The following is a 20,605-nucleotide window of genomic DNA, read 5'->3' as shown; positions in this document are numbered from 1 at the left end:
CGGACGCGCGGGTGTGGTACCAACGGTGCATGGCCATCGACGACCGAACCGCTCCGTCCGCCCCTGCCGTCTCCCGGCGTCGATCGGTCCCCGCCGAGATCTCGCGCTCGTGGCTGCTGGTCGCCGGCACCGCCGAGGACCGCTTCGACGGTGCCACCCGGTCCCGCGCCGACCAGGTGATCCTGGACATCGAGGACGCCGTCGACCCCGCTGCGAAGCCCGCCGCCCGGTCCACCGTCGCCGCCTGGCTGGCCGGCTCCGGCGAGGCCTGGGTGCGGGTCAACGACGTCACGACGGACTTCTGGGAGGACGACCTCGAGGAACTGCGCGGCCTGCCGGGTCTGCAGGGCGTGATGCTCGCGAAGACCGAGAGCCCCGCCCAGGTCACCGACACCTGGCACCGTCTCGGCGGTCACACGCCGGTGATCGCCCTGGTCGAGTCCGCGGTCGGCATCGAGGACGCGACGAGCATCGCGAAGGCACAGGGTGCGTTCCGCCTGGCGTTCGGCAGCGGCGACTACCGCCGCGACACCGGCACGAGCGCGGACACCCTGGCCATGGCGTACCCCCGCTCCCGACTGGTCGTGGCGTCCCGCGTCGGTGACCTGCCCGGCCCGATCGACGGCCCGACCGTGGGCTCGTCGCACCCGATCCTCCGCGAGCAGTCGCAGGTCGCGGTGTCGCTCGGCCTGACCGGCAAGCTCTGCCTGGACACCGAGCAGCTGCCCGTGATCAACGAGGTCATCTCCCCCACGCCGACCGACGTCGCCTGGGCGCAGGACTTCCTGGACGACTTCGAAGCCCGCGGGCGCGTCATCCGCGACGGTTCGGACCTGCCGCGCCTGGGTCGCGCGCAAAAGATCCAGCGCCTCGCCCAGGCGTTCGGGGTGGAGCCCCGGTAGGACGGTCCCATGACCTGGTCGAACGTCCCCGGATCCGGACCCGAGCACCACCGCACGCAGCACGACGGCCCCGCACAGCCGTGGGGCCCGGGCGCCCAGCGTGCCACCGACGCCGAGCGCGCCGCGTGGGAGCAGGGGGCGACCTCGCTGTTCCCGCCCGGCAGGATCGCGGATCGGGTGTCCACCGTCCTGCTCCTCGTGGCGGGCGCCGTCCTCACCGCCGTCGCGGCCGTCGCGGGCGTCATCGCGGTCGCGTCCGCCGCGACGTCCTGCGGCACGGATGCGACCTGCAGCGCGGGTGGGCTCGTCGGCGGTGCCGTCCTGGCCGTCGGCGGGGCCTTCGTGGTCGGCGTCGTGACGCTGGTGTTCGCGGTGCGCGCCTGGATCCGCCGTCGGACGTCGTGGTGGATCGCCGGCATCGGCTTCGTCCTGGCCGTCGCGGCGGTCACCTGGGGCACCGTGCTCTTCGTGCACACCCTCGACGACCAGGGCGTCGGCCGGGGCGCCTCCGTCGCGACCGCGCAGCTGCCCCACCACCTGACCGGTCCTCCCCTGGACGCCGGGCCGACCCCCGGGCGCATGCTGGGCGCATGAAGCAACGAGTCATCGGAGACACGTCCGTCAGCGCCATCGGACTCGGCGGCATGCCGATGTCCATCGAGGGGCGGCCGGACGAACGGCGCTCCGTCGCCACCATCCACGCCGCCCTCGAGGCCGGCGTCACCCTCATCGACACCGCCGACGCGTACCACCTGGCCGCGCACGACGAGGTCGGGCACAACGAGGAGCTCATCGCGAAGGCCGTCCGGGAGTACTCGGGCGACACCTCCGCGGTCCTCATCGCCACCAAGGGCGGCCACCTCCGCCCCGAGGCTGGCGCGTGGGCCCAGAACGGCGACCCGGCGTACCTCAAGGAGGCGGCGAAGGCCTCCGCGAAGCGCCTCGGCGTCGACGCGATCGGCCTCTACCAGTTCCACCGCCCGGACCCGGCCGTGCCGTACGCGGACTCGGTCGGGGCACTCGCCGAGCTGCTCGACGAGGGCGTCATCCGGATGGCCGGCATCTCGAACGCCACCGTCGACCAGATCCGGGAGGCCAACGAGGTCCTCGGCGGTCGGCTCGCCTCGGTGCAGAACCGGTTCTCGCCGGTGTTCCGCTCGAGCGAGTCGGAACTCGAGCTCTGCGACGAGATGGGCATCGCGTTCCTGCCGTGGAGCCCCCTCGGTGGCATCGGCGGCGCGGCGGACCTCGGCACCACGGCCGAGGAGTTCGCCTTCCTCGCCCGGGAGCGCGACGTCACCCCGCAGGTCATCGCCCTGGCGTGGGAGCTCGCGAAGAGCGACGTCGTCGTCCCGATCCCGGGAGCGTCCCGCCCGCAGTCGATCCTCGACTCCGTCACGGCGGCGACCGTCAAGCTGCGGCCCGAAGAGGTCGACCGGCTCGACGCGTCACGACCGGACCAGGCGGAGTAGCCGGCCAACGGCACGACGCACCACGGGCCTCCCGGCCGGACAGCCGGGAGGCCCGTGGTGCGTTCAGCGACGCGGGTCGCGTGTCAGGACGCGCAGGTCTTGTCGAAGTCGGTGCCGGCGGTCTGGACCGCGGTGGCGGAGGACTGGAACGCCGACAGGTCGGCGGACTTCGGGTCCTTGGTGATCGCCTCGAGGCGGGTCACCATGTCGCCGTAGGCGCTCTGGAACGCCTCGGCCTTGCCCTTGACCTCGGTGTTCGTCACCGCGGCGACACCGTCGTCGATGCTCGAGTCGAGCTCCTTGAGCTTCGCGACCGCGGCGGACGGGTCCGACTGCAGCTTGGCGGCCTGGGACTGCAGGCCCTCGGCGGCGGAGCGGACCTTGCTCTCGAAGGCCTGGCAGGCGTCGGCCTTGGACTGCGTGCCGGACGCGTCGGCGGCCTCCGTCGGCGCGCTCGACGATCCGCTCGAGTTCGCACCCGTCGTCGCCCCCTGCGACGCCGAGCCCGTCCCCGTCGTGCCGCCACCCGCGGAACAGCCGGTGAGCAGGACCGCGGCGAGTGCGGCGGTGGCGAGGACGGTGAGGTGCTTCGTGGACATGGGATCCCCCGTGAGTTCGCGACGTGTCCCTGATCGGACACGTTCGCGTCCGACAGTACCGACGGCTGCCTCTGGGCGACCGGGCGGGCCCGGCTTCGCGGTTCGACAGCCGCCGGCGGGCGCGTACGGTCGAGGGATGCGTGCCATCACCTTCTCCCAGCCCGGCGACGTCGACGTCCTGACCCTCGGCGACCTGCCCGACCCGGTCCCCGGTGACGGTGAGGTCCTCGTCGAGGTCGCCGCCGCCGGCGTGAACAACGCCGACCTGCAGCAGCGCCAGGGGAACTACCCGCCGCCGCCCGGAGCATCGGACGTGCTCGGGCTCGAGGTGTCCGGCACCGTCCGTGCCCTCGGCACCGGCGCCACGGACTGGGCGGTCGGCGACCGGGTGTGTGCGCTGCTCAGCGGCGGCGGGTACGCCTCGCTCGCCGTGGTCCCGCAGGCGCAGCTGCTGCCGGTGCCGGACGACCTGGACCTGGTGGCGGCCGCCGGGCTGCCCGAGGCGGCCTGCACGGTGTACTCGAACATCGGGATGCTCGCCGGACTGCGACCGGGCCAGACCCTGCTCGTGCACGGCGGGACCGGTGGGATGGGGTCGCACGCGGTGCTCTGGGCGAAGGCCCTCGGCGCGCGGGTGATCGCGACCTCGGGCGGCGAGCGGAAGGTCCGGGCCTCCCGGGAGCTCGGCGCGGACCTGGTGATCGACCACCGGGACGAGGACTTCGTCGAGCGTGCGCTGGCCTTCACGGACGGCGTCGGCGTGGACGTGGTCCTCGACGTCGTGGGCCCGTCGTACCTGCACCGGAACCTCGAGGTCCTCGCGCCGAACGGGCACCTGGCGATCATCGCCGCGGGTGCCGGGGCGGATGCGACCCTGCCGATCGGACAGCTCATGCGGAAGCGCGCGACGGTGAGCGGGACCACGCTCCGGGCTCGTCCCGCTGCCGAGAAGGCCGAGATCGTCGCGGCCGTGCGGCGGGACGTCTGGCCGTTCGTCGAGGACGGACAGGTGCGTCCGGTGATCGATGCCGTGCTGCCGATCGCGGACGCAGCCGAGGCGCACCGCCGGCTCGCCTCCGGCGACGTCATCGGGAAACTCCTGCTGGCCATCTGAGGACATCACATGCGAGATGTCGCCAGGTCGCTGCTCCACCATGGGCGGGTCCGACCCATGCCTGAAGGAGCATCATGTCCCGTCGCACCCTCCGCACCCGTCTCCTCGCATCGGCGCTCACCGCCGCCGCGGTGACCGGAGCCGTCCTCAGCGCCACGCCCGCATCGGCGTCCAACGCGATCATCCCGACCCCCTCCGTCCAGCTTGTCGACAACCGCCCGGTGGTCGAAGGGGTCATCGGGGAGTTCGTGTTCCAGGTCGACCAGCACGACTTCCCGGTCCGCGTGCACGCCGAACCGGGCGACCTGCGCATCACCGACGAGGACGGCACCGAGCTCTGCACGGTCAGCGCTGCCGACTTCGAGCGCGACGACTGCCAGGTCCGTGGCCTCGGCCCCGGCACCCACCAGATCACCGCGACCGTGACCAACCGATGGGGCACGGTGTCGTCGGCACCCGTCGCCCTCGAGTCGTACGCACCTCCGCTTCCTGCGCGCAGCGTCGAGCGGGAAGCGTCCGCCCCGGTCGCCGTCAGCTCGATCCGTACTTCGCCGCTGATGGGTGGCTACGCCGCCATCACGCTCCGGACCACGCCGGGCGCCCACCCGACCAGCGTCGTCATCCGTGACGACCGGCGCGGGCTCGCCGGCGGTGTCGTCTACGGGGAGAAGACGTTCTTCGCCCGTGGGATCGGCTCCGGCACGACGGTCCTGACCGTGACGGTCGACAGCAAGACCGTGCTGCAGTTCCCCGTCACCGTCTGATCACTCCGTCCACCACCGGTGCGTCACGCGCTCAGGCAGCGTGCACGCGTGCCAGGAACGCGCGGAGAGCCGGGTGCTGCGGATCGTCGAGCACCGCGGCGGGAGCGCCCTGCTCGACGACCTCGCCGTGGTGCAGGAACACGATCCGGTCGGCGACGTTGCGCGCGAAGTGCATCTCGTGCGTCGTCATGAGGATCGTCGACCCCTGCTGCTTGAGTTCGGTCACCAGGTCGAGGACCTCACCCACGAGCTGCGGGTCGAGTGCGCTCGTCACCTCGTCGAGCAGGAGCAGCTCCGGGTCCGACGCGATGGCACGGACGATCGCGACGCGCTGCTGCTGCCCGCCGGACAGCCGGTCCGGGAACGCCGCGGCGAAGTCACCGAGACCGATCCGGTCGAGCAGCCGGCGCGCGTTCGCCTCGGCCTCCGGACGGGAGGCGCGGTGCACCTTCCGCGAGGCCAGCGTCACGTTGTCCAGGACGCTCATGTGCGGGAACAGGTTGAACTGTTGGAAGACGACGCCGATCCGGGCGCGTGTGGCGTCCACGTCGACACGGGGGTCCGAGACGTCCTCGCCCTGCAGCAGCACCTGACCGTCGTCGATCCCCTCGAGCAGGTTCACGGTCTTCAGCAGCGTCGACTTGCCGGAGCCGGAGGCCCCGATGACGCAGATGACCTCGTGGCGGTGCACGGCCAGGTCGATGCCACGCAGGACCTCCTGGTCACCGAACGACTTGCGCAGGCCGCGCAGTTCGAGGACGGGAGCGGTCGTGTCGGTCACACCGCGCCTCCGATCTGTTCGCGCTGCTGCTGCTTCCGGGCGATCGCGTCGGTGACCCGGATCAGCGGCAGGCTGATGAGCACGAAGAGCAGGCCCGCCACCAGGTACGGCGTGAAGTTCGTCTGCTCCGCCTGGGCGATCTGGGCGCTGCGGACCGCGTCGACGGCACCGAGGATCGAGACCAGCCCGACGTCCTTCTGCATGGAGACGAAGTCGTTCATGAGCGCCGGCGTGACCTTGCGGATCGCCTGCGGCAGCACGACCAACCGCAGCGTCTGTGCGTGGGACAGGCCGAGCGACCGGGCGGCCAGACGCTGGGACGGGTGCACGGCCTCCATCCCGGCCCGGAGCACCTCGGCGACGTACGACGAGTACGTCAGCACGATCGCGATCGTCCCCCAGAACTCGGGCGCCAGCCGCGGGAAGACGCCGAGACCGGGCAGGCCGAAGCCGACCAGGTACAGCACGATGATGAGCGGCAGGCCGCGGAACAGGTCCGTGTAACCGGTCGCCAGCATCCGCAGGGGGAAGAAGACCGGGTTGCGGAGGCCTCGGACGACGGCGAGCAGGGTGCCGAGCACGGCGACGCCGATGCTGGCGGCGAACAGGATCCGGACGTTCAGCCAGAGGCCGAGCAGGATGTCCGGCAGCGTCTCCCAGGCGACCTGCGGGTCGAAGAACGACTGCTGGACGGCCGCCCACCCGGGGGTGTTGACGATGCCGATCCAGGCCAGCACCACGACCACCAGGGTCGAGACGACGGAGACGGTGACGGACCGGCGTCCGCGCTGCCGACGGTAGAGCTGGCGTTCGCGTTCGACCTGGCTGGGTGCCGGCGTGACCAGCGGCGTGCCGGCCCCTGCGGGCGTCGTCATGCCCGCGTCACTTCAGGACCGGGGTGTTCGTCTCGGAGGACAGCCACTTCGTCTGCAGGTCCTGCAGCGTGCCGTCGCCCTCGAGGGACTTGAGTGCCGCGTCGACCTTCGGCGTGAGCTTCGAGTCCTTCGGCAGGACGATGCCGAACTGGTCGCCGGTGCCGTCGGCCGGGAACTGCGCCGACACCGTGCCGCCCTTCACCTGCGATGCACTGATGTAGAAGGCCGTCGGCAGGTCGGTGACGATGGCGTCGATCTGGCCCGACTGCAGCGCCAGGACGGCGTCGTCGTTGGAGTTGAAGACCTGCGGGGTGACACCGAGCACGTCCTTGACGCTCTGGATGCTCGTCGAGCCGGCCGCGACGCCGATCGTGTCCTTCTTCAGTGCGGCGACGGTGGTGTCATCGGCGGCGTCGGACGCCTTCTTCGTCACGACCGCCTGCGTGGTCGTGTAGTACGCGGACGACATGTCCACGGCCTTCTTGCGCTTGGCGTTGATCGAGAACTGCTGCAGGTTGAGGTCCCAGTCCTTCGCACCCGGCGCGATGGCGCTGTCGAAGGTGCTGCGCTTCCAGACCACGTCGCTCTTGCCGTAGCCCATCTCCTTCGCGACGGCGTAGGCCAGGGCGGCCTCGAAGCCCTTGCCGGACTGCGGCTCGTCGTCCTCGACCCAGGGCGAGTACGCGGGCTGGCCGGTGGCGATCGTGAGCTTGCCGTCGGTCACAGTGCCGGCGGCGTTGTCACCACCACCGGACGAGCAGCCGGCGAGGGCGGTCGCGGCGACGAGGGCCGTGGCGAGGGCGATGGTCAGGCGGAGGGGTCGGGTCACGGTCTGGCCTTCGTCAGAGGGGAACAGGGCAGGTCGAAGTGTACTTCGATGTGGGATACCAGCGCGAAGCGGATGACGCGACGCGACGACCGGTGCCGTCCGCGCGCCGGTTCAGTCGGCGAGGGTGAAGTCCTCGAACGAGAACCCGGGCGACACCAGGCAGCTGAGGAGCACCTCGCCCTCGTGCGGGATCGTCCGCTGCCAGACACCGCCGCGGACGAACGCCTGCGCGTCGTTGACCCGGTCGCGACCGGCGTCCGGCCCGAGGGTGATCCGCGCTCCGGGCTCCGGCTGGTCGCCCGACCCGCCGAGTTCGAGCTCGACGGTGTCGGGTCCGTGCCACATCCAGATCTCGTCGCTCGTGACCCGGTGCCAGGCCGAGGACTCGCCCCGGGGCAGCAGGAAGTGGATGAGCGTCGCGGCGGGACGCTCCCCCGCGGGCGTCTGCACGGTGGCCGGGGAGGTCCAGGTCCGGACGTACCACCCGCCCTCGGGGTGCGGCTCCATGCCGAGGGCACGGGCGCGGGACGGGACGTCGAGCCACTCGACGAGGTCGCCGGTGACGGTCCGGCGTGCGGCCATGCCGGGTCGGGGTGCGGTGTCGGTCATCAGGGCTCCTTGCTGGGGGTGACGGGAGATGTGGTCGTGGGTGCCGCACTGGCGGTGCCGGGCACCGTCCGGGCTGCGTCGGCGGTCCGGACGACCCCGCGGATCACGGTCGCCGCAGCACGTCCGCCGCCGTCCTCGACCAGTTCGGCGAGCGCGTCGGGCACGGTCCGCGAGTCGACGTCGAACACGGCGAGGTCGGCGCGGGCGCCCACGGCCAGGTGTCCGATGCGGTCGGGGCCGACGGCGAGACCCATCGCGTGCGCCCCGCCGAGCGTCGCCGCGGCGAGCAGTCGTTCGTGCAGGTCGCGACCGGTGTAGCCCTGCGCGCGGGCGATCCGGTGCAGTGCGGTGACGTCGGCCATCGGGTCGAGCGACGGCGACGACGACAGGGAGTCGGTGCCGACGGCGATCGGGCTGCCCTCCCGCAGGTAGTCCGCGACGGGTGGCGGGTCGAGTCCGATGACGGCGTTCGACCGTGGGCAGAGCGCGACCGCGGTGCCGCGGGCTCGGAGCAGTGCCCGGTCGGCGGCGGTCATGTACACGCCGTGTGCGATGTGGCAGTCCGGGCCGAGGACGCCGAGCCGGTCGACGAACGACGTCGCGCTCGCGCCGAACCCGAGCGCGCGCATCGCCCGGAAGGACGGCACGTTCGCCAGGTGCCAGTCCGCGCCGTGGCCGACGCCGGCGACGCCCGCCAGCCCGGGGATCGGCTCGACGGCGGTGCGCTCCCCCTCGAACGCGGCTTCGCCGAGGTGCAGGTGCAGGCGCAGTCCCCGCTGCCGCACGATGTCGGGCAGCTCGAGCAGCGGTGCCACGTCGAGCGAGTACGGCGCGTGCGGTGAGAGCCCAGCGCCGGGGGTGGTCGGGATGCGGGCGAGTTCGTCGAGGACCTGGTCGCGTCCGTGCTGCTGCCAGGCGGCGTTCTCCCAGTCCATCACCTCCCAGTAGGCGATCCCACCGAGGCCGGCGTCCTGCAGTGCGGTCGCCGCGTCGAGGTCGGTGACGACGTCGGCGATGCTCGTCACCCCGGCCGCGATCGACTGCACGGCACCGGCCGCGGCTTCGGCCCGCCAGTCGTGCGGTTCGGCGTAGACGGTGTTGAACGCCGACGCCCAGTCCTCGAACCCGTCGTACTGGCCCTGCCCGACACTGGCCATGCCGGTGTACTGCAGGTGCGAGTGTGCGTTGACCAGACCGGGCAACAGCGCGCCACGCCACCGTCGCTCGGTGAACGGGGTGCCGTCGAGCTGGTCCACCACCCACGAGCGCTCGCCGACGTGCAGGATCCGCCCGTCGCGGACGGCCACGGCACCGTCGGCGATCGGCGGTGCGGTCATCGGCACGACGACCCGCGCCGAGTGCACGGTCGTCGCCGACCCGGTCGGCATCGGCGCGCTCACGCCGGGTCCCCGAACCGTCGCGTGCGGACGTCCGGTTCCCGGTCCGCGGGCTGCGCGGCCGGCCAGGTCGTGTCAGCCGAACGGCCGGGAGGCCCGACCACCGTCCCGAACGCGGCGAGCGCCGCGCGGGCGGTCACCGCGTCCACCTCGGGGTCGATCGGCACGACGGCACGCTCGAGCTCGTCCCCGCGCTCGACGAGCATCCGCACCGCCCCGAGCTGCGCCGCGAAGGACAGGTCCATGATCTCGATCGGGTTGCCCTCGGCAGCGGTGATGTTGATGCAGCCCCCGCCGTCGAGCAGGAGCACGTCGGAACCGTCCGGGACGCTCAGACGTTCGACCTTCCGTCCGATCGTCGTGCGGACCGCTCCGGCGGCGAGCGCGTCGTCGACGGCGACCTCCTGGTCGACCCCGCCGGCGACCGCGACGACCGTTCCGGCAGCGCAGGCCCGCAGCACGGCGAGGCTGATCGTGTCCGGCGCCCCGGAGGCACTCATCACGAGGTCGGCGGTGCGGACGGCCTCGGTGAGCGGGGCGACGGCGTACCCGGCGAACAGGGCCTGCAGCGCCCGGACGGGGTCGGGGTCCGCGACGGTGACCCGGAACCCGAGCGCGCGGAGCACCAGGGCGACCCCCTCGCCGACGTGACCGAACCCGGCGACGACGGCCGAGCCTCCCAGCCGGAGCACCGCCGAGGGGTCGTCGAGGCCGTCGAGCAGGTCCAGCGCGGCGAACACGGTCGACTGCCCGGTGCCGTACCGGTTGTCGAAGAACGTCTTGGTGCGGGCGTCGTTGACGGCGACCACCGGGATCCCGAGCTGCCCGCGCGACGCCATGACCCGCAGCGGGCGGAGACCGCTCGTGGTCTCCTCGGCGGCCCCGAGCATCGTCGGCAGCAGGTCCGGGCGGTCCTGGTGCACGAGCCGGATGACGTGCGAGCCGTCGTCGATGAGGACGTGCGGCCGGGTGTCGAGCATCGCGAGCGCCAGGTCCCGCTGTTCCGGCACGGTCGCCGTGCTGCTCGCGTGCACCGGGATGCCCGTGCGGCGGAGCACGTCCGCGACGGCGTCGTCGGCCTCGTCGGCGTGGGCGTAGACGACGACCTCGGCGCCGGCGTCCTGCAGCAGCAGGGCGAGCACCGCGGTCTTCGGCTCCAGGAACAGGCTGACGCCGATGCGTGTGCCGCGCAGCAGACTGCCCTGCCGGAGCTCGTCGGCGACCGCGCGGGCGACCGGCATCGATCGTCGGGCCCAGCGGATGCGGGCCTCGGCGGCGGGGACGTCCTCGGCGGAGCGGCCGGTGGAGACGAGGAACACGTCGTCGGACGTCGTCGGTACGCCGAGCACCCCGGGTCGGGCGAGCGTCGTCGGACCGAACGCGTCCTCGTCGACGGCGGGGACGTGGCGGCCGGCGTCGACCACGAGCAGCGTGGACCCGCGCGGGCGGTCGGCGGCGGCCTGCTCGACCGCGAGGACGGACTCCTCCGGCGTGCCGAGGCACCAGAGCTGGTCGACAGCGGCTGGATCGGCGGCTGGATCGGCGGCCGGGTCCTCGGCCGGCCGGGCACCGAGTCCCACGAGCAGGTCGTGGAGGACTGCCGCGTCTCGGGCGTCGCCGCCGACGATGCGGAAGCGTCGGGCGGCGATGAGCATGTTCGTCACCCGGGCGGTGTGCCGCACGGCGGCGGAGGCCCAGGCCAGCACGGCCGGGTCGACGCGGGCTGTCGGGTCGGCGCGCGGCATGCGCCCATCGTAGGGCGCTCCGGACCGCCTCAGCGCAGCGGGTGTGGCGGCGGGGACCCGGCCCAGGTGCCGAGCTGCGCGAGCTGTCGGGCGTCGATCCGCCGGGCCCGCCGCCGGTAGTGCAGGAGCACACCGACCAGGACGGCCACGCCGATCACGGACACGACCGCGAGCCCGGCGACGTACAACGACGTGACGACGCCGGCGAGGGACGACGGCACGGTCCCGTTCTGCGCCGCCGAGAACGGCGTCCCCGTCAGGACGAACGCCAGCAGGGTCGAGATGGTCGAGTTCGAGTCCCACAGCCCGTGCAGCACCGCGACGACGACGTAGGCGACCAGGATCTGCCACGCCCACCGGAACGTCGGCCGCCCGTGTGCCACGCCGAACAGCACGGACCCGAGGATCGCCGTCCAGAGCACGTGGCCGACCGGGGACAGCACGGCACGCGCGACCTCGGTCTGCAGCAGCGAGGACAGGTCGATGCCGCGGGTGGTGATCGCGGCGTTGAAGGCGTACCCGGCGGACTCGAACGCCGAGAACCCGGCGCCGACGGTCGCCCCGAGGAGCGCCCCCTGCCGCGCGGTCTTCGGTCGGACCCGCCACCCGACCACGACGAGCAGCACCCCCTTGACGAGCTCCTCCACGAAGCCGACGAGCAGGTACAGCCCGGCTCCCGGTCGGAGGTCGGACTCCAGCAGTGACGCCCCGAGGACACCGAGCACCCCGCCCACGAAGAACGCGGTGACGAGCTGCATGGTGCTGATCGTGCCGGTGACCCGCTCGATGACGAACAGCACGACCGTGAAGGGGACCAGGAAGCTGCCGATCAGGATGATCGTCGGCACCAGGTTCGTGTTCTGGGTGGCGATCGTCACGATGATCGTCACGACCCAGAGCAGGAACCCGCCGAGCAGGGTCTTCCACCACCAGCCGTGCCGGTGGTGCGGGTGGGCGCTGCCCTGCGCCTCGGTCTCGATCGTCATGGGGCCATCGTGCTCCCGCGCATGCCGACCCGGTCACCGGGAATACGGAAGGCGCGGCGGACGTAGTGACCGACATGACTGACGAGACGTTCGACAAGGTGACCATGTTCGGCGCGGACTGGTGCCGCGACTGCCGTCGTTCCAAGGCGCTGCTCGACCGCCTGGGCGTGGACTACGAGTACGTCGACGTCGAGGCCGACCTGTCGGCAGCGGACCGGGCCGAGGCGATCAGCGGCCGCAAGAACATCCCCGTCGTCGTGCTGCCGAACGGCAAGCACTTCGTCGAGCCGTCCGACGCCGAACTGCAGGGTGAGCTGGAGTCATCGGGCGCGCTCTGAGCACCCGCCGCGGCTGGCGTCCTGGTGGATGGCGACCGTTCCTGATGACACCCTGAGACGATCCGGTGTTCAATCGGGCTCCGGCCCTGAGCGCGGTGATCTGCCGCACCCTCGGACCGGCCGCAGAACAAGGAGAACACCATGGGCGTACTCGGCCTCATCATCAGCCTCATCGTCATCGGCCTCATCGCCGGTGCCCTCGCCCGACTGATCATCCCCGGTAAGCAGAACATGTCGATCCTGATGACCATCGTCCTCGGCATCGTCGGCTCGTTCGTGGGTGGCCTGCTCGGCTTCCTCATCTTCCAGCATGACCCGACGGACGGCTTCTTCCAGCCGGCCGGCATCATCGGCTCGATCATCGGCGCCGTCATCGTGCTGTTCCTCTACACGCGCTTCGCGGGTCGCGGCGCCCGCCGCTGACGCACGGAACGTCACGACGGGAGGCCCGGTACCAGCTGGTACCGGGCCTCCCGTCGTCTGTTCGCCAGCACGTCCCCCGTCGTCCGGACGCCGCGCAGCACGCGGCGCGTACCGTCCACGTCATGACTGACGAGAACGACACCCGTCGCCCGGAGCAGGACGCAGCGCGACTCGGGCTGGTCGTGGTCGGCGAGGCCTCGGCGCTGCAGTCCGGTGACGAGCAGGCGCTGGACGCGAGCGAGGCGAACATCCGCGACGCTGTCGACGAGCTGGTCGACGTGCCGCTCACCCCGCGCCAGGAAGAGGTCGTCGAGCGGCTCGCGCAGGCCGGCGGGACCCTGACGGCGGGCCTCAGCGGTGCGCTGGCGGCCCAGACCGGGCACCCGGTTGAGGACGTCCTCGAGGGCGCGGCCCGCAGCATCGTCTGGCAGGAGCGTCTCGCCAGCGAGGGCGCCCAGGGCCAGGACGGCAGCCGACCGGACGATGGGCGTCAGGGCGCTGGGCACCCGGACTCCGACCGTGACCGTCGCGACGACCGCGACCAGGCCTGACCGTCCCGCCAACCTGACCCACCGACAGACGGTCACGCCGTCGCGTGCCACCACTCGTCGAACGGCGTCGCGGGCACCTGGCGCTTGTGCTCCGTCGCGCGGTAGCGGGCCTCGATCGCCTCGGCGACCTCGACCGGGACGTCGTGGCCCTGCAGGTAGGCGTCGAGCTCGGCGTAGGTGAGGCCGAGGTTCGCCTCGTCCGTCTGGCCGGGCAGGTCGTCGAGCAGGTCCGCGGTCGGTGCCTTCTCGTACAGCCGGGCCGGTGCGCCGAGGTGCTCGAGCAGCTGGCGCCCCTGGCTCTTCGTCAGGCCGGTCAGCGGGGTGAGGTCGACGCCGCCGTCGCCGTACTTCGTGAAGAAGCCGGTCACCGCCTCGGCCGCGTGGTCCGTGCCGACGACCAGGTACCCGCGCTGCCCGGCCACGGCGTACTGCGCGACCATCCGCATCCGGGCCTTGACGTTGCCCTTGACGAAGTCGCTCAGCGGCACGCCGGCGTCCGCGGTGTCCTGGACGACCCCGTCGACCCCGTGCTCGATGTTGACGACGATGCCCGGGTCGGCGGCGATGAACTGCAGCGCGAGCTGCGCGTCGTCCTCGTCGGCCTGCACGCGGTACGGCATCCGCACGGTGGTGAACTCGGCCGCGTGGCCCTCGGCGCGGAGCGACTCGATCGCGAGCTGCGTGAGGCGACCGGCCAGGGTGGAGTCCTGCCCGCCACTGACGGCGAGGACGTAGCCCTTCGCGCCGGTGGTCAGCAGGTAGTCGCGCAGGAAGCCCACGCGCCGGGCGACCTCCTGCTCGGGGTCGATGGTCGGCTGGACGTTGAGGTCCGCGGCGATGGCGGCTTGGAGTTCTCGCACTCCCCCAGTATCCGCCCGCACCACCGTCATGCGCACGGGTTCTCGGCACCTGCTCGGATCGGATCAGGACGCTGGCGACGGGTACGTGGTCACTGCTGTTGCACGGAGAAGACGTTGCCGGCGGGGTCCGCGAACCAGGCGATGTCCGGCCCCATGGCACGGGACCGGCCGCGGAGGACCTGCCGCTCGTCCGCCCACTGTCCGCCGTCGGTCGGGTGGACACCGAGAGCGGCCAGGTCGTCGAGCGCGGTGTCGATGTCGTCCACGACGAAGTTCAGCACCGTGAACGTCGCCGGAGTGTGGTCCGGTTTGCCGTAGACCAGGACGGGGACGTCGGAGCCGGGCAGCAGGAGCTGCATCATCTGGCCGGCGACGAGGACACGGACGTCGATCCCGAGGACGCCGGCGTAGAAGGCCACGGCAGCGTCGACGTCGTCCACGCTGAATCCGCTGTAGGCGCTGGCGGGTTGGAACACGGGGGCCTCCTCGTCCGGGTGCAGCAAGTGTGCACCCGCGGGCCCGCCACGTCGACAGTGCCCCTGGAGGGACTCGAACCCCCAACCCTTTCCTTAGGACGGAACTGCTCTTCCATTGAGCTACAGAGGCCGGCTCGACCACTCTAGCGGGAGCCGCAGAACGCTCCCGCTGGTGCAGTCGGCAACAGACTCTGGACGCACGGCACTCTCCCAGCTAGCGTCAGCCGTGGCCCCCGGTCGGGGGCAGCCCCGGACCGAAGGACCCGCATGACCCTCCCCTCCCCCGCGCGCCGTTCCGCCGCGGTCGCCGCCGTCACCGCGGCCGCGCTCGCCGGTGCCCTGCTCAGCGGCACGGCGGCGAACGCCACCACGACCGCAGCCACCACGACGAGCAGCAGCAGTGCGACCAGCCGCGCCGACCGACACCTGACGCCCCGTACACACTTCACGATGGCGCCGGACGGCTCGTCGGGGAAGACCGAGGGCGGCGAGGGCATCCCGAACATCGACTCCGTGAAGAAGACGATCGCGGCGTACTACGGCGACCCCGGCACCGGCATCGCGGACAAGACGGACAGCCCGTACATCCGCGAGATGCGCTCGATCGTCGCGAAGCAGACCCGCTCCCTGCAGAAGACCTACGACCGCGCGGTCCGGCGTCACGAGAAGCCGGCGATCGTCCTCGACACCGACGACACCACGCTCGAGACCTACGACATGGAGGTCGCGGACATGCACTTCGTGTTCGACCCGGCCGAGCAGGACGTCTGGGTGCAGGACCAGCGCTTCCCGGCGACCCCGTCGATGGTGGGCTTCGTCGCCGCCGCGCAGAAGGTCGGCTTCACCGTGTTCGGGCTGACCGGTCGGAACGACGACCAGAAGGCCGCGACGCTCGCCAACCTGGCGAAGGTCGGGTACTCGGGCTTCACCGACGACCACTTCTTCACGAAGTGGACCGGCAAGGGTGCATCGCAGCAGCCGAGCTACGTCACGTGTGCGACGGCGAAGTGCACGACGGTCGAGTACAAGGCCCTCACCCGCAAGCACATCGAGCAGGACCTGGGCTACGACATCGCGCTGAACGTCGGCGACCAGTGGTCCGACCTGCAGGGCGGCTTCGCCGACGCGACCCTGAAGCTGCCGAACCCGACCTACTACCTGCCCTCCGCGAACCTGCCGGGTGTCCGTGAGCCGAAGCTCGCCCCACAGACGCGCTTCCGCATGGCTGCGGACGGTTCGTCCGGCCGCACGCAGGGCGGCGAGGGCATCCCGAACATCGACTCGGTCAAGGCGACGATCGCTACGTACTCCGGCGACCCCGGTACCGGCATCGCGAACAAGACGGACAGCCCGTACATCCGCGAGATGCGGTCGATCGTCGCGCGCCAGATCCCCCAGGTCGCCGCCGCGTGCACCGCGGCCGACCGTCGCCACCGCAACCCGGCGATCGTCCTGGACGCCGACGACACGACCCTCTGGACCTACGACATGGAGGTCGCGGACATGCACTTCGTGTTCGACCCGGCCGAGCAGGACGTCTGGGTGCAGGACGAGCGGTTCCCGGCCACGCCCTCGATGACGAACCTGGTGTCCGTCGCCGAGCGCTCCGGCTGCACGGTCATCGGTCTCACCGGACGAAACGAGGCACAGCAGACCGCCACGATCGACAACCTGCACAGGGTGGGCTTCCCCCAGTTCGCCGCTGAACAGGACGGACATCGCACCTACTTCACGAAGTGGACCGGCACCGGTACCTCGCAGCAGCCGTCCTACGTGCACTGCGCGACGGTCAAGTGCACGACGATCGAGTACAAGTCGCAGACCCGCGCGTTCATCGAGTCGCGAGCCGGTGGCAGCTACGACATCGTCGCGAACGTCGGTGACCAGTACAGCGACCTGATCGGCGGTTCCGCCGACCGGTCCGTGAAGCTACCGAACCCGACGTACTACCTGCCCTAGCAGGCAGAGCCCTGCCGTAGCAGGCAGAGCCCCGCCGGAGCAGGCAGACGACGGACGGGAGGCCCGTGGCGACCCCGCCACGAGCCTCCCGTCCGTCCTGGTGCGCGCCCGGCGGAAGCAGTCGCGCCGACGGTCAGCGGAGGATGCCCAGGCTCCTGGCCTCGGACACCGCGGCCGTGCGTGAACTCACCCCGAGCTTCGAGAACACGTGCACCAGGTGCGACTTCACGGTGGCGTCGGTGATGTGCAGCCGCGCCGCCACGTCGCCGTTCGAGGCACCGCCGGCGACGAGCTGCATGACCTCGATCTCCCGTACGGACAGGCTCACCCGCGGTGCCCGCATCCGCGCCAGCAGACGACCGGCGATCGCCGGTGCGAGGGCGCTCTCGCCGGCGGCGGCAGCCCGGACGGCGGCGAGGAGTTCCTCCGGCGGCGCGTCCTTGAGGAGGTACCCGCTGGCCCCGGCCTCGACCGCGCTCAGGATGTCCCCGTCGCTGTCGTAGTTCGTGAGGACCAGGACGTACGGCGGAGCGTCCGCTGCCCGGATCGCGCGCGTGGCATCGGCTCCGGAGCGGCCCGCGCCGAACTGCAGGTCCGTCAGCACGAGGTCGGGGTCGGTGGAGGTGGCGAGGACGACGGCCTCGTCCGCGGTCGCTGCCTCGCCGACGACCTCGATGCCGTCGTCGTTGTCGAGCAGTGCCCGGAGTCCAGCGCGGACGACGGGGTGGTCGTCGGCGATCACGACCCGGATCATGCGGCGCCCCGGTCGACGACCGCGGTGACGGTGGTGCCCCGGCCAGGTGCGCTGTCGACGGTGAGTCCGCCGCCGAGCTGTTCGACGCGCTCGGCCATCGCGCGGAGGCCGAACGAGTCAGAGGTGGCGGTGTCGAGGCCGACGCGGTCCCGGTCGAACCCGACGCCGTCGTCGTGCACCACCAGGGTCGCCTCGGTCGGGGAGAGGGTCAGGCCGATGTCGACGGTCGTGGCACCGGCGTGCTGCGCGACGTTCGCCACGGCTCCCTGGGCGATGCGCAGCAGGGCGGTCTGGACGTCCATCGTCAGGTCCGCGCCTGCGGTCGGGACGGAGACCTCGATGCGGAGGCCGTCACGTCGCCACTGCTGGCTGAGGCGACCGAGCGCGGCGGCGAGGCCGGCGTCGAGGGACGGTGGAGCGAGTTCGCGGATGAACCGACGGGTGTCGGCCAGGCCGTCGGCCGCGGTGGACCGGGCGAGGCGGATGTGGTCGATGCCCGGCCGCTCACCGTCGGCGGCTTCGGCCGCGTGCAGCAGCATCTGGATGCTCGAGAGCCCTTGCGCGACGGTGTCGTGGATCTCCCGTGCGAGACGGGCCCGCTCGGTGAGCACCCCCTGCTGCCGTTCGGTCGCCGCCAGCAGGTCCCGGGTCGCGAGCAGCTCCGCGACGAGAGCCTCGCGCTCGGCGGCTTCACGGGCGAGGGCCCGGTAGCCGAGGCCGATGAGCAGCGCGACGCCGGCACCGACCAGCGGGCCGATCACTCCGCCCACCGTGAAGCCGCCGTGCACGCCGAGCGCGACGATCGAGATCGCGGTCGCGACCACGACGGCCACCGGCCCGACGATCCGGGGCAGGACGTGCAGGTAGAGGAAGAACAGCGGGAAGACCAGGTACGCCGCCTCGGGCACGAGGACGAGCAGCGCGACCCACACCGTCGTCAGCGCCGCGATCCACAGCGCTCCCACGAGTGCTCGGCGTGGTCCCCGCACGGTGGCGACCCTGGCACCGAGCACGTAGAGCACTGCGAACAGTGCGGCCAGGCCGGACTCCGCCCACACGGTGTCGTCCTGCACGACGACGACCCGGACGACGACGAGCGCGAGCAGCGCGGCGAACAGCACGTGCAGTCCGGTGCGCAGCCCGACGAAGACGGGCGTGAGGGTGCTGTGAGGCATGTCCGTTGCAGCGTACGGCCGGCGGGCACACGGCGGATCAACCAGAAGTCGTACCCGAGGAGTCGACCTCTCGTCGATGGCACCGGACCGGACCCCGGCGAGGCTGGTCGGGACGACGGGGAACGCCCCCGACGTCGGGAAGGAACCATCGTGTTCGTCGCTTGGCGTGACCTCCGGTCCGCCCGTGGCCGGTTCGTGCTGATCGGGTCCGTCGTGGCCCTGATCACCCTGCTGGTCGGGTTCCTCGCCGGGCTGACCGGCGGGCTCGCCACCCAGGACGTGTCCGCCGTCCTCGGGCTCCCCGGGGACCGGCTCGTCCTCCAGCAGCCGGTGGACGGCAAGCCGTCGTTCTCGGAGTCCTCGATCGGCACGTCGACCGTGGCCGCGTGGCGGGACACCGCTGGCGTGGACGGGGTCACCCCGGTCGGGATCGCCCAAAACCGGGCAACGGGTGCGCGGGGGTCGTCCGCCGTCGCGGTCGCCCTCTTCGGTGTCCCGCACGGCGCCCCCAGGTCCGTGACCACCGACCTGGCGCCCGCGACCGACGACACCGTCGGGCTGTCCGCCGGCGCCGCGGCCGACCTCCACGTGGGCGTCGGGGACCGCGTCACGATCACCGGCACCACCTACCGCGTCGCCACCGTCGGCGGCGACGCCTGGTACAGCCACACGCCGGTCGTGGCGCTCTCCCCCGACGCCTGGGCGCAGGCCGACCGCCGACTCGGTGGCGACGGGACCGCCACGGTGCTCGCCGTCTCCGGGACACCGGACTGGGCGGCTGCCGCGGCCCGCACCCACACCGCGGCCGCCTCGCCGCTGATGAGTCTGCCGGCCCTCCAGACCTTCACGTCCGAGGTGGGCTCGCTCGGGCTGATGATCGTCATGCTCTTCGGCGTCTCCGCCCTCGTCGTCGGTGCGTTCTTCACGGTCTGGACCATGCAGCGTTCAGCCGACATCGCCGTCCTCAAGGCGCTCGGGGCCTCCGACGCCTCCCTCGTCCGCGACGCCCTCGGCCAGGCACTCGTCGTCCTGGTCGTCGGCATCGGCGTCGGCATCGGCCTGGTGTCCGTCCTCGGGGCGCTCGCCGGCGGGACCCTGCCGTTCCTGCTCAGCCCACTCACCACCGTCCTGCCGGCGAGCGTGATGGTCGTCCTCGGACTCGCCGGCGCCGCCGTCGCGCTCCGCACCGTCACCCGCGCCGACCCCCTCACCGCCCTCGGGAGCAACCGATGATCCGACTCGACGACGTCACCCTCACCTACCCGGACGGCGACTCCCGCACCACCGCCGTCGACCACGTCTCACTGTCGGCGCCGGACGGGGTCGTCACCGGCATCACCGGCCCGTCCGGCTCCGGCAAGTCGTCCCTCCTCGCCGTGGCCGCGACCCTGATCCGACCCGACTCCGGGCACGTGTGGATCGACGACGTCGACGCGGCCGCCCTCACCCGGAACGAGGCCACGGCGCTGCGGCGTACCGAGATCGGGATCGTGTTCCAACAGTCGAACCTCGTGCCCGCCCTCACCGCGCGCGAGCAGCTGCTCGTGATGGCCGAGCTCGACGGCGACGGACACCGACGTCGTGCCGCTGTCCGCCGCCGTGCTGACGAGTTGCTCGACGCGGTCGGACTCGCGCAGCACGCCCGGAAGCGTCCCGCGCAGCTCTCTGGCGGCCAGAGGCAACGTGTCGCGATCGCCCGGGCGCTGGTGAACGAACCCTCCGTCCTGCTCGTCGACGAGCCGACCAGCGCACTCGACCAGGAGCGGGGCGCGGCGATCATGGCGCTCATCGCGCAGCTCACGCACGAACAGTGCACCGCCACGCTGCTCGTCACCCACGACCTCGGCCACCGCGGCACCCTCGACGGACTCGTCACCCTGGTCGACGGCAGCATCACGGACGGCGGCCGGCCCGTGCCGAGTCCTGTCGAGGCGACCGTCTCGCGCTGAGTCGTCGGGCAAGCGCTGCGTCGTCCTGCACGCGCGGCGCCGTCCGT

Annotated in this window: 23 protein-coding genes and 1 tRNA gene; 11 read left to right on the top strand and 13 right to left on the bottom strand. The window is 72.1% G+C overall.

Annotated elements, in window-relative coordinates:
- The first annotated feature begins 29 nt into the window (after positions 1-29).
- The 3 genes from QL987_RS05965 to QL987_RS05955 are packed head-to-tail and all read left to right on the top strand — an operon-like array spanning position 30 to position 2,374.
- A complete protein-coding gene (locus QL987_RS05965) occupies positions 30-902 on the top strand; it encodes a CoA ester lyase (protein WP_221850485.1) in 873 nt (290 codons plus the stop codon).
- A 9-nt stretch (positions 903-911) separates the two neighbouring features.
- Positions 912-1,496, top strand: coding sequence for a DUF6264 family protein (locus QL987_RS05960; RefSeq protein ID WP_290156745.1), 585 nt, complete (start codon positions 912-914; stop codon positions 1,494-1,496).
- Positions 1,493-2,374 carry an aldo/keto reductase gene (locus QL987_RS05955; protein ID WP_290156744.1) on the top strand — a complete coding sequence of 294 codons (882 nt, stop codon included), beginning with the start codon at positions 1,493-1,495 and terminating at the stop codon, positions 2,372-2,374. Before QL987_RS05960 ends, QL987_RS05955 begins: the two co-directional genes overlap by 4 nt.
- A gap of 83 nt (positions 2,375-2,457) precedes the next feature.
- Here the strand turns inward: QL987_RS05955 and QL987_RS05950 are convergent, their stop codons facing one another.
- Entirely contained in the window at positions 2,458-2,973 is a 516-nt protein-coding gene (locus tag QL987_RS05950) for a hypothetical protein (RefSeq protein WP_290156743.1), read from the bottom strand.
- Between the two features lie 136 nt (positions 2,974-3,109).
- On the opposite strand from QL987_RS05950, the gene QL987_RS05945 reads away from it, so the two are divergent.
- Entirely contained in the window at positions 3,110-4,087 is a 978-nt protein-coding gene (locus tag QL987_RS05945; RefSeq protein WP_290156742.1) for an NAD(P)H-quinone oxidoreductase, read from the top strand.
- Positions 4,088-4,161: 74 nt separating this feature from the next.
- Complete coding sequence (locus tag QL987_RS05940; protein WP_290156741.1) at positions 4,162-4,851, top strand: hypothetical protein; 690 nt, start codon at positions 4,162-4,164, stop codon at positions 4,849-4,851.
- 31 nt (positions 4,852-4,882) lie between these two features.
- On the opposite strand, the gene QL987_RS05935 is transcribed toward QL987_RS05940, so the two are convergent.
- The 7 genes from QL987_RS05935 to QL987_RS05905 all read right to left on the bottom strand — a co-directional run bounded on the left by QL987_RS05935 (position 4,883) and on the right by QL987_RS05905 (position 12,073).
- Positions 4,883-5,632, bottom strand: a complete 750-nt coding sequence (locus QL987_RS05935; RefSeq protein ID WP_290156740.1) for an amino acid ABC transporter ATP-binding protein — start codon at positions 5,630-5,632, stop codon at positions 4,883-4,885.
- Entirely contained in the window at positions 5,629-6,507 is an 879-nt protein-coding gene (locus QL987_RS05930; protein ID WP_253464809.1) for an amino acid ABC transporter permease, read from the bottom strand. The genes QL987_RS05935 and QL987_RS05930 overlap by 4 nt, the downstream gene beginning before the upstream one ends.
- Before the next feature lie 7 nt (positions 6,508-6,514).
- On the bottom strand, positions 6,515-7,336 hold the full coding sequence (locus tag QL987_RS05925) for an ABC transporter substrate-binding protein (RefSeq protein WP_290156739.1): 822 nt from the start codon (positions 7,334-7,336) through the stop codon (positions 6,515-6,517).
- Positions 7,337-7,447: 111 nt separating this feature from the next.
- On the bottom strand, positions 7,448-7,945 hold the full coding sequence (locus tag QL987_RS05920) for a cupin domain-containing protein (RefSeq protein ID WP_258376629.1): 498 nt from the start codon (positions 7,943-7,945) through the stop codon (positions 7,448-7,450).
- Positions 7,945-9,345: an amidohydrolase family protein gene (locus QL987_RS05915; protein WP_356839941.1), complete on the bottom strand. Its 1,401-nt coding sequence runs from the start codon at positions 9,343-9,345 to the stop codon at positions 7,945-7,947. The genes QL987_RS05920 and QL987_RS05915 overlap by 1 nt, the downstream gene beginning before the upstream one ends.
- Complete coding sequence (locus QL987_RS05910) at positions 9,342-11,087, bottom strand: adenosylhomocysteinase (protein WP_290156738.1); 1,746 nt, start codon at positions 11,085-11,087, stop codon at positions 9,342-9,344. Before QL987_RS05910 ends, QL987_RS05915 begins: the two co-directional genes overlap by 4 nt.
- Positions 11,088-11,116: 29 nt before the next feature.
- A complete protein-coding gene (locus QL987_RS05905; RefSeq protein WP_290156736.1) occupies positions 11,117-12,073 on the bottom strand; it encodes a PrsW family glutamic-type intramembrane protease in 957 nt (318 codons plus the stop codon).
- Positions 12,074-12,147: 74 nt separating this feature from the next.
- Here QL987_RS05905 and QL987_RS05900 point away from each other — a divergent pair, with 74 nt between their 5' ends.
- The 3 genes from QL987_RS05900 to QL987_RS05890 all read left to right on the top strand — a co-directional run bounded on the left by QL987_RS05900 (position 12,148) and on the right by QL987_RS05890 (position 13,385).
- Positions 12,148-12,411 carry a glutaredoxin domain-containing protein gene (locus QL987_RS05900; RefSeq protein WP_204606914.1) on the top strand — a complete coding sequence of 88 codons (264 nt, stop codon included), beginning with the start codon at positions 12,148-12,150 and terminating at the stop codon, positions 12,409-12,411.
- A gap of 141 nt (positions 12,412-12,552) precedes the next feature.
- A complete protein-coding gene (locus tag QL987_RS05895) occupies positions 12,553-12,834 on the top strand; it encodes a GlsB/YeaQ/YmgE family stress response membrane protein (RefSeq protein WP_111073761.1) in 282 nt (93 codons plus the stop codon).
- A gap of 122 nt (positions 12,835-12,956) precedes the next feature.
- Positions 12,957-13,385, top strand: a complete 429-nt coding sequence (locus tag QL987_RS05890; protein WP_290156735.1) for a hypothetical protein — start codon at positions 12,957-12,959, stop codon at positions 13,383-13,385.
- A gap of 32 nt (positions 13,386-13,417) precedes the next feature.
- Here QL987_RS05890 and nadE read toward each other — a convergent pair whose 3' ends face one another.
- The 3 genes from nadE to QL987_RS05875 all read right to left on the bottom strand — a co-directional run bounded on the left by nadE (position 13,418) and on the right by QL987_RS05875 (position 14,851).
- Positions 13,418-14,245, bottom strand: coding sequence for an ammonia-dependent NAD(+) synthetase (gene nadE / locus QL987_RS05885; protein ID WP_111073763.1), 828 nt, complete (start codon positions 14,243-14,245; stop codon positions 13,418-13,420).
- Between the two features lie 89 nt (positions 14,246-14,334).
- Positions 14,335-14,721 (bottom strand): VOC family protein, encoded by a 387-nt coding sequence (locus QL987_RS05880; RefSeq protein WP_290156734.1) that lies wholly within the window; start codon positions 14,719-14,721, stop codon positions 14,335-14,337.
- Between the two features lie 58 nt (positions 14,722-14,779).
- Positions 14,780-14,851, bottom strand: a tRNA-Arg gene (locus QL987_RS05875).
- A gap of 137 nt (positions 14,852-14,988) precedes the next feature.
- Here QL987_RS05875 and QL987_RS05870 point away from each other — a divergent pair.
- Positions 14,989-16,680 carry an HAD family acid phosphatase gene (locus tag QL987_RS05870; RefSeq protein ID WP_290156733.1) on the top strand — a complete coding sequence of 564 codons (1,692 nt, stop codon included), beginning with the start codon at positions 14,989-14,991 and terminating at the stop codon, positions 16,678-16,680.
- A 133-nt stretch (positions 16,681-16,813) separates the two neighbouring features.
- On the opposite strand, the gene QL987_RS05865 is transcribed toward QL987_RS05870, so the two are convergent.
- Together QL987_RS05865 and QL987_RS05860 are read right to left on the bottom strand one after the other, a co-directional pair.
- A complete protein-coding gene (locus QL987_RS05865; RefSeq protein ID WP_290156732.1) occupies positions 16,814-17,434 on the bottom strand; it encodes a response regulator transcription factor in 621 nt (206 codons plus the stop codon).
- Positions 17,431-18,609: a sensor histidine kinase gene (locus tag QL987_RS05860; protein ID WP_290156731.1), complete on the bottom strand. Its 1,179-nt coding sequence runs from the start codon at positions 18,607-18,609 to the stop codon at positions 17,431-17,433. Before QL987_RS05860 ends, QL987_RS05865 begins: the two co-directional genes overlap by 4 nt.
- Positions 18,610-18,759: 150 nt before the next feature.
- Between QL987_RS05860 and QL987_RS05855 the strand changes: the two genes are divergently transcribed.
- Together QL987_RS05855 and QL987_RS05850 are read left to right on the top strand one after the other, a co-directional pair.
- Entirely contained in the window at positions 18,760-19,842 is a 1,083-nt protein-coding gene (locus tag QL987_RS05855; RefSeq protein ID WP_290156730.1) for an ABC transporter permease, read from the top strand.
- The gene (locus tag QL987_RS05850; RefSeq protein WP_290156729.1) at positions 19,839-20,558 is read left to right on the top strand and encodes an ABC transporter ATP-binding protein; all 720 of its coding nucleotides are present in this window, start codon (positions 19,839-19,841) and stop codon (positions 20,556-20,558) included. The genes QL987_RS05855 and QL987_RS05850 overlap by 4 nt, the downstream gene beginning before the upstream one ends.
- The last annotated feature ends 47 nt before the right edge of the window (positions 20,559-20,605 follow it).

It is taken from the genome of Curtobacterium sp. APC 4022 (genome assembly GCF_030407555.1).
GTDB lineage: Bacteria > Actinomycetota > Actinomycetes > Actinomycetales > Microbacteriaceae > Curtobacterium.
This window is presented reverse-complemented; position numbering and strand designations above follow the sequence as displayed.

What these genes read in the sequence shown, in the direction of transcription:
- QL987_RS05955 (WP_290156744.1), top strand. Translation starts at nt 1,493, where the DNA reads ATGAAGCAACGAGTCATCGGAGACACGTCCGTCAGCGCCATCGGACTC.
- QL987_RS05960 (WP_290156745.1), top strand. Translation starts at nt 912, where the DNA reads ATGACCTGGTCGAACGTCCCCGGATCCGGACCCGAGCACCACCGCACG.
- QL987_RS05870 (WP_290156733.1), top strand. Translation starts at nt 14,989, where the DNA reads ATGACCCTCCCCTCCCCCGCGCGCCGTTCCGCCGCGGTCGCCGCCGTC.
- QL987_RS05940 (WP_290156741.1), top strand. Translation starts at nt 4,162, where the DNA reads ATGTCCCGTCGCACCCTCCGCACCCGTCTCCTCGCATCGGCGCTCACC.
- QL987_RS05965 (WP_221850485.1), top strand. Translation starts at nt 30, where the DNA reads ATGGCCATCGACGACCGAACCGCTCCGTCCGCCCCTGCCGTCTCCCGG.
- QL987_RS05860 (WP_290156731.1), bottom strand. Translation starts at nt 18,609, where the DNA reads ATGCCTCACAGCACCCTCACGCCCGTCTTCGTCGGGCTGCGCACCGGA.
- QL987_RS05950 (WP_290156743.1), bottom strand. Translation starts at nt 2,973, where the DNA reads ATGTCCACGAAGCACCTCACCGTCCTCGCCACCGCCGCACTCGCCGCG.
- QL987_RS05905 (WP_290156736.1), bottom strand. Translation starts at nt 12,073, where the DNA reads ATGACGATCGAGACCGAGGCGCAGGGCAGCGCCCACCCGCACCACCGG.
- QL987_RS05910 (WP_290156738.1), bottom strand. Translation starts at nt 11,087, where the DNA reads ATGCCGCGCGCCGACCCGACAGCCCGCGTCGACCCGGCCGTGCTGGCC.
- QL987_RS05865 (WP_290156732.1), bottom strand. Translation starts at nt 17,434, where the DNA reads ATGATCCGGGTCGTGATCGCCGACGACCACCCCGTCGTCCGCGCTGGA.
- QL987_RS05900 (WP_204606914.1), top strand. Translation starts at nt 12,148, where the DNA reads ATGACTGACGAGACGTTCGACAAGGTGACCATGTTCGGCGCGGACTGG.
- QL987_RS05890 (WP_290156735.1), top strand. Translation starts at nt 12,957, where the DNA reads ATGACTGACGAGAACGACACCCGTCGCCCGGAGCAGGACGCAGCGCGA.
- QL987_RS05850 (WP_290156729.1), top strand. Translation starts at nt 19,839, where the DNA reads ATGATCCGACTCGACGACGTCACCCTCACCTACCCGGACGGCGACTCC.
- QL987_RS05945 (WP_290156742.1), top strand. Translation starts at nt 3,110, where the DNA reads ATGCGTGCCATCACCTTCTCCCAGCCCGGCGACGTCGACGTCCTGACC.
- QL987_RS05920 (WP_258376629.1), bottom strand. Translation starts at nt 7,945, where the DNA reads ATGACCGACACCGCACCCCGACCCGGCATGGCCGCACGCCGGACCGTC.
- QL987_RS05895 (WP_111073761.1), top strand. Translation starts at nt 12,553, where the DNA reads ATGGGCGTACTCGGCCTCATCATCAGCCTCATCGTCATCGGCCTCATC.
- QL987_RS05930 (WP_253464809.1), bottom strand. Translation starts at nt 6,507, where the DNA reads ATGACGACGCCCGCAGGGGCCGGCACGCCGCTGGTCACGCCGGCACCC.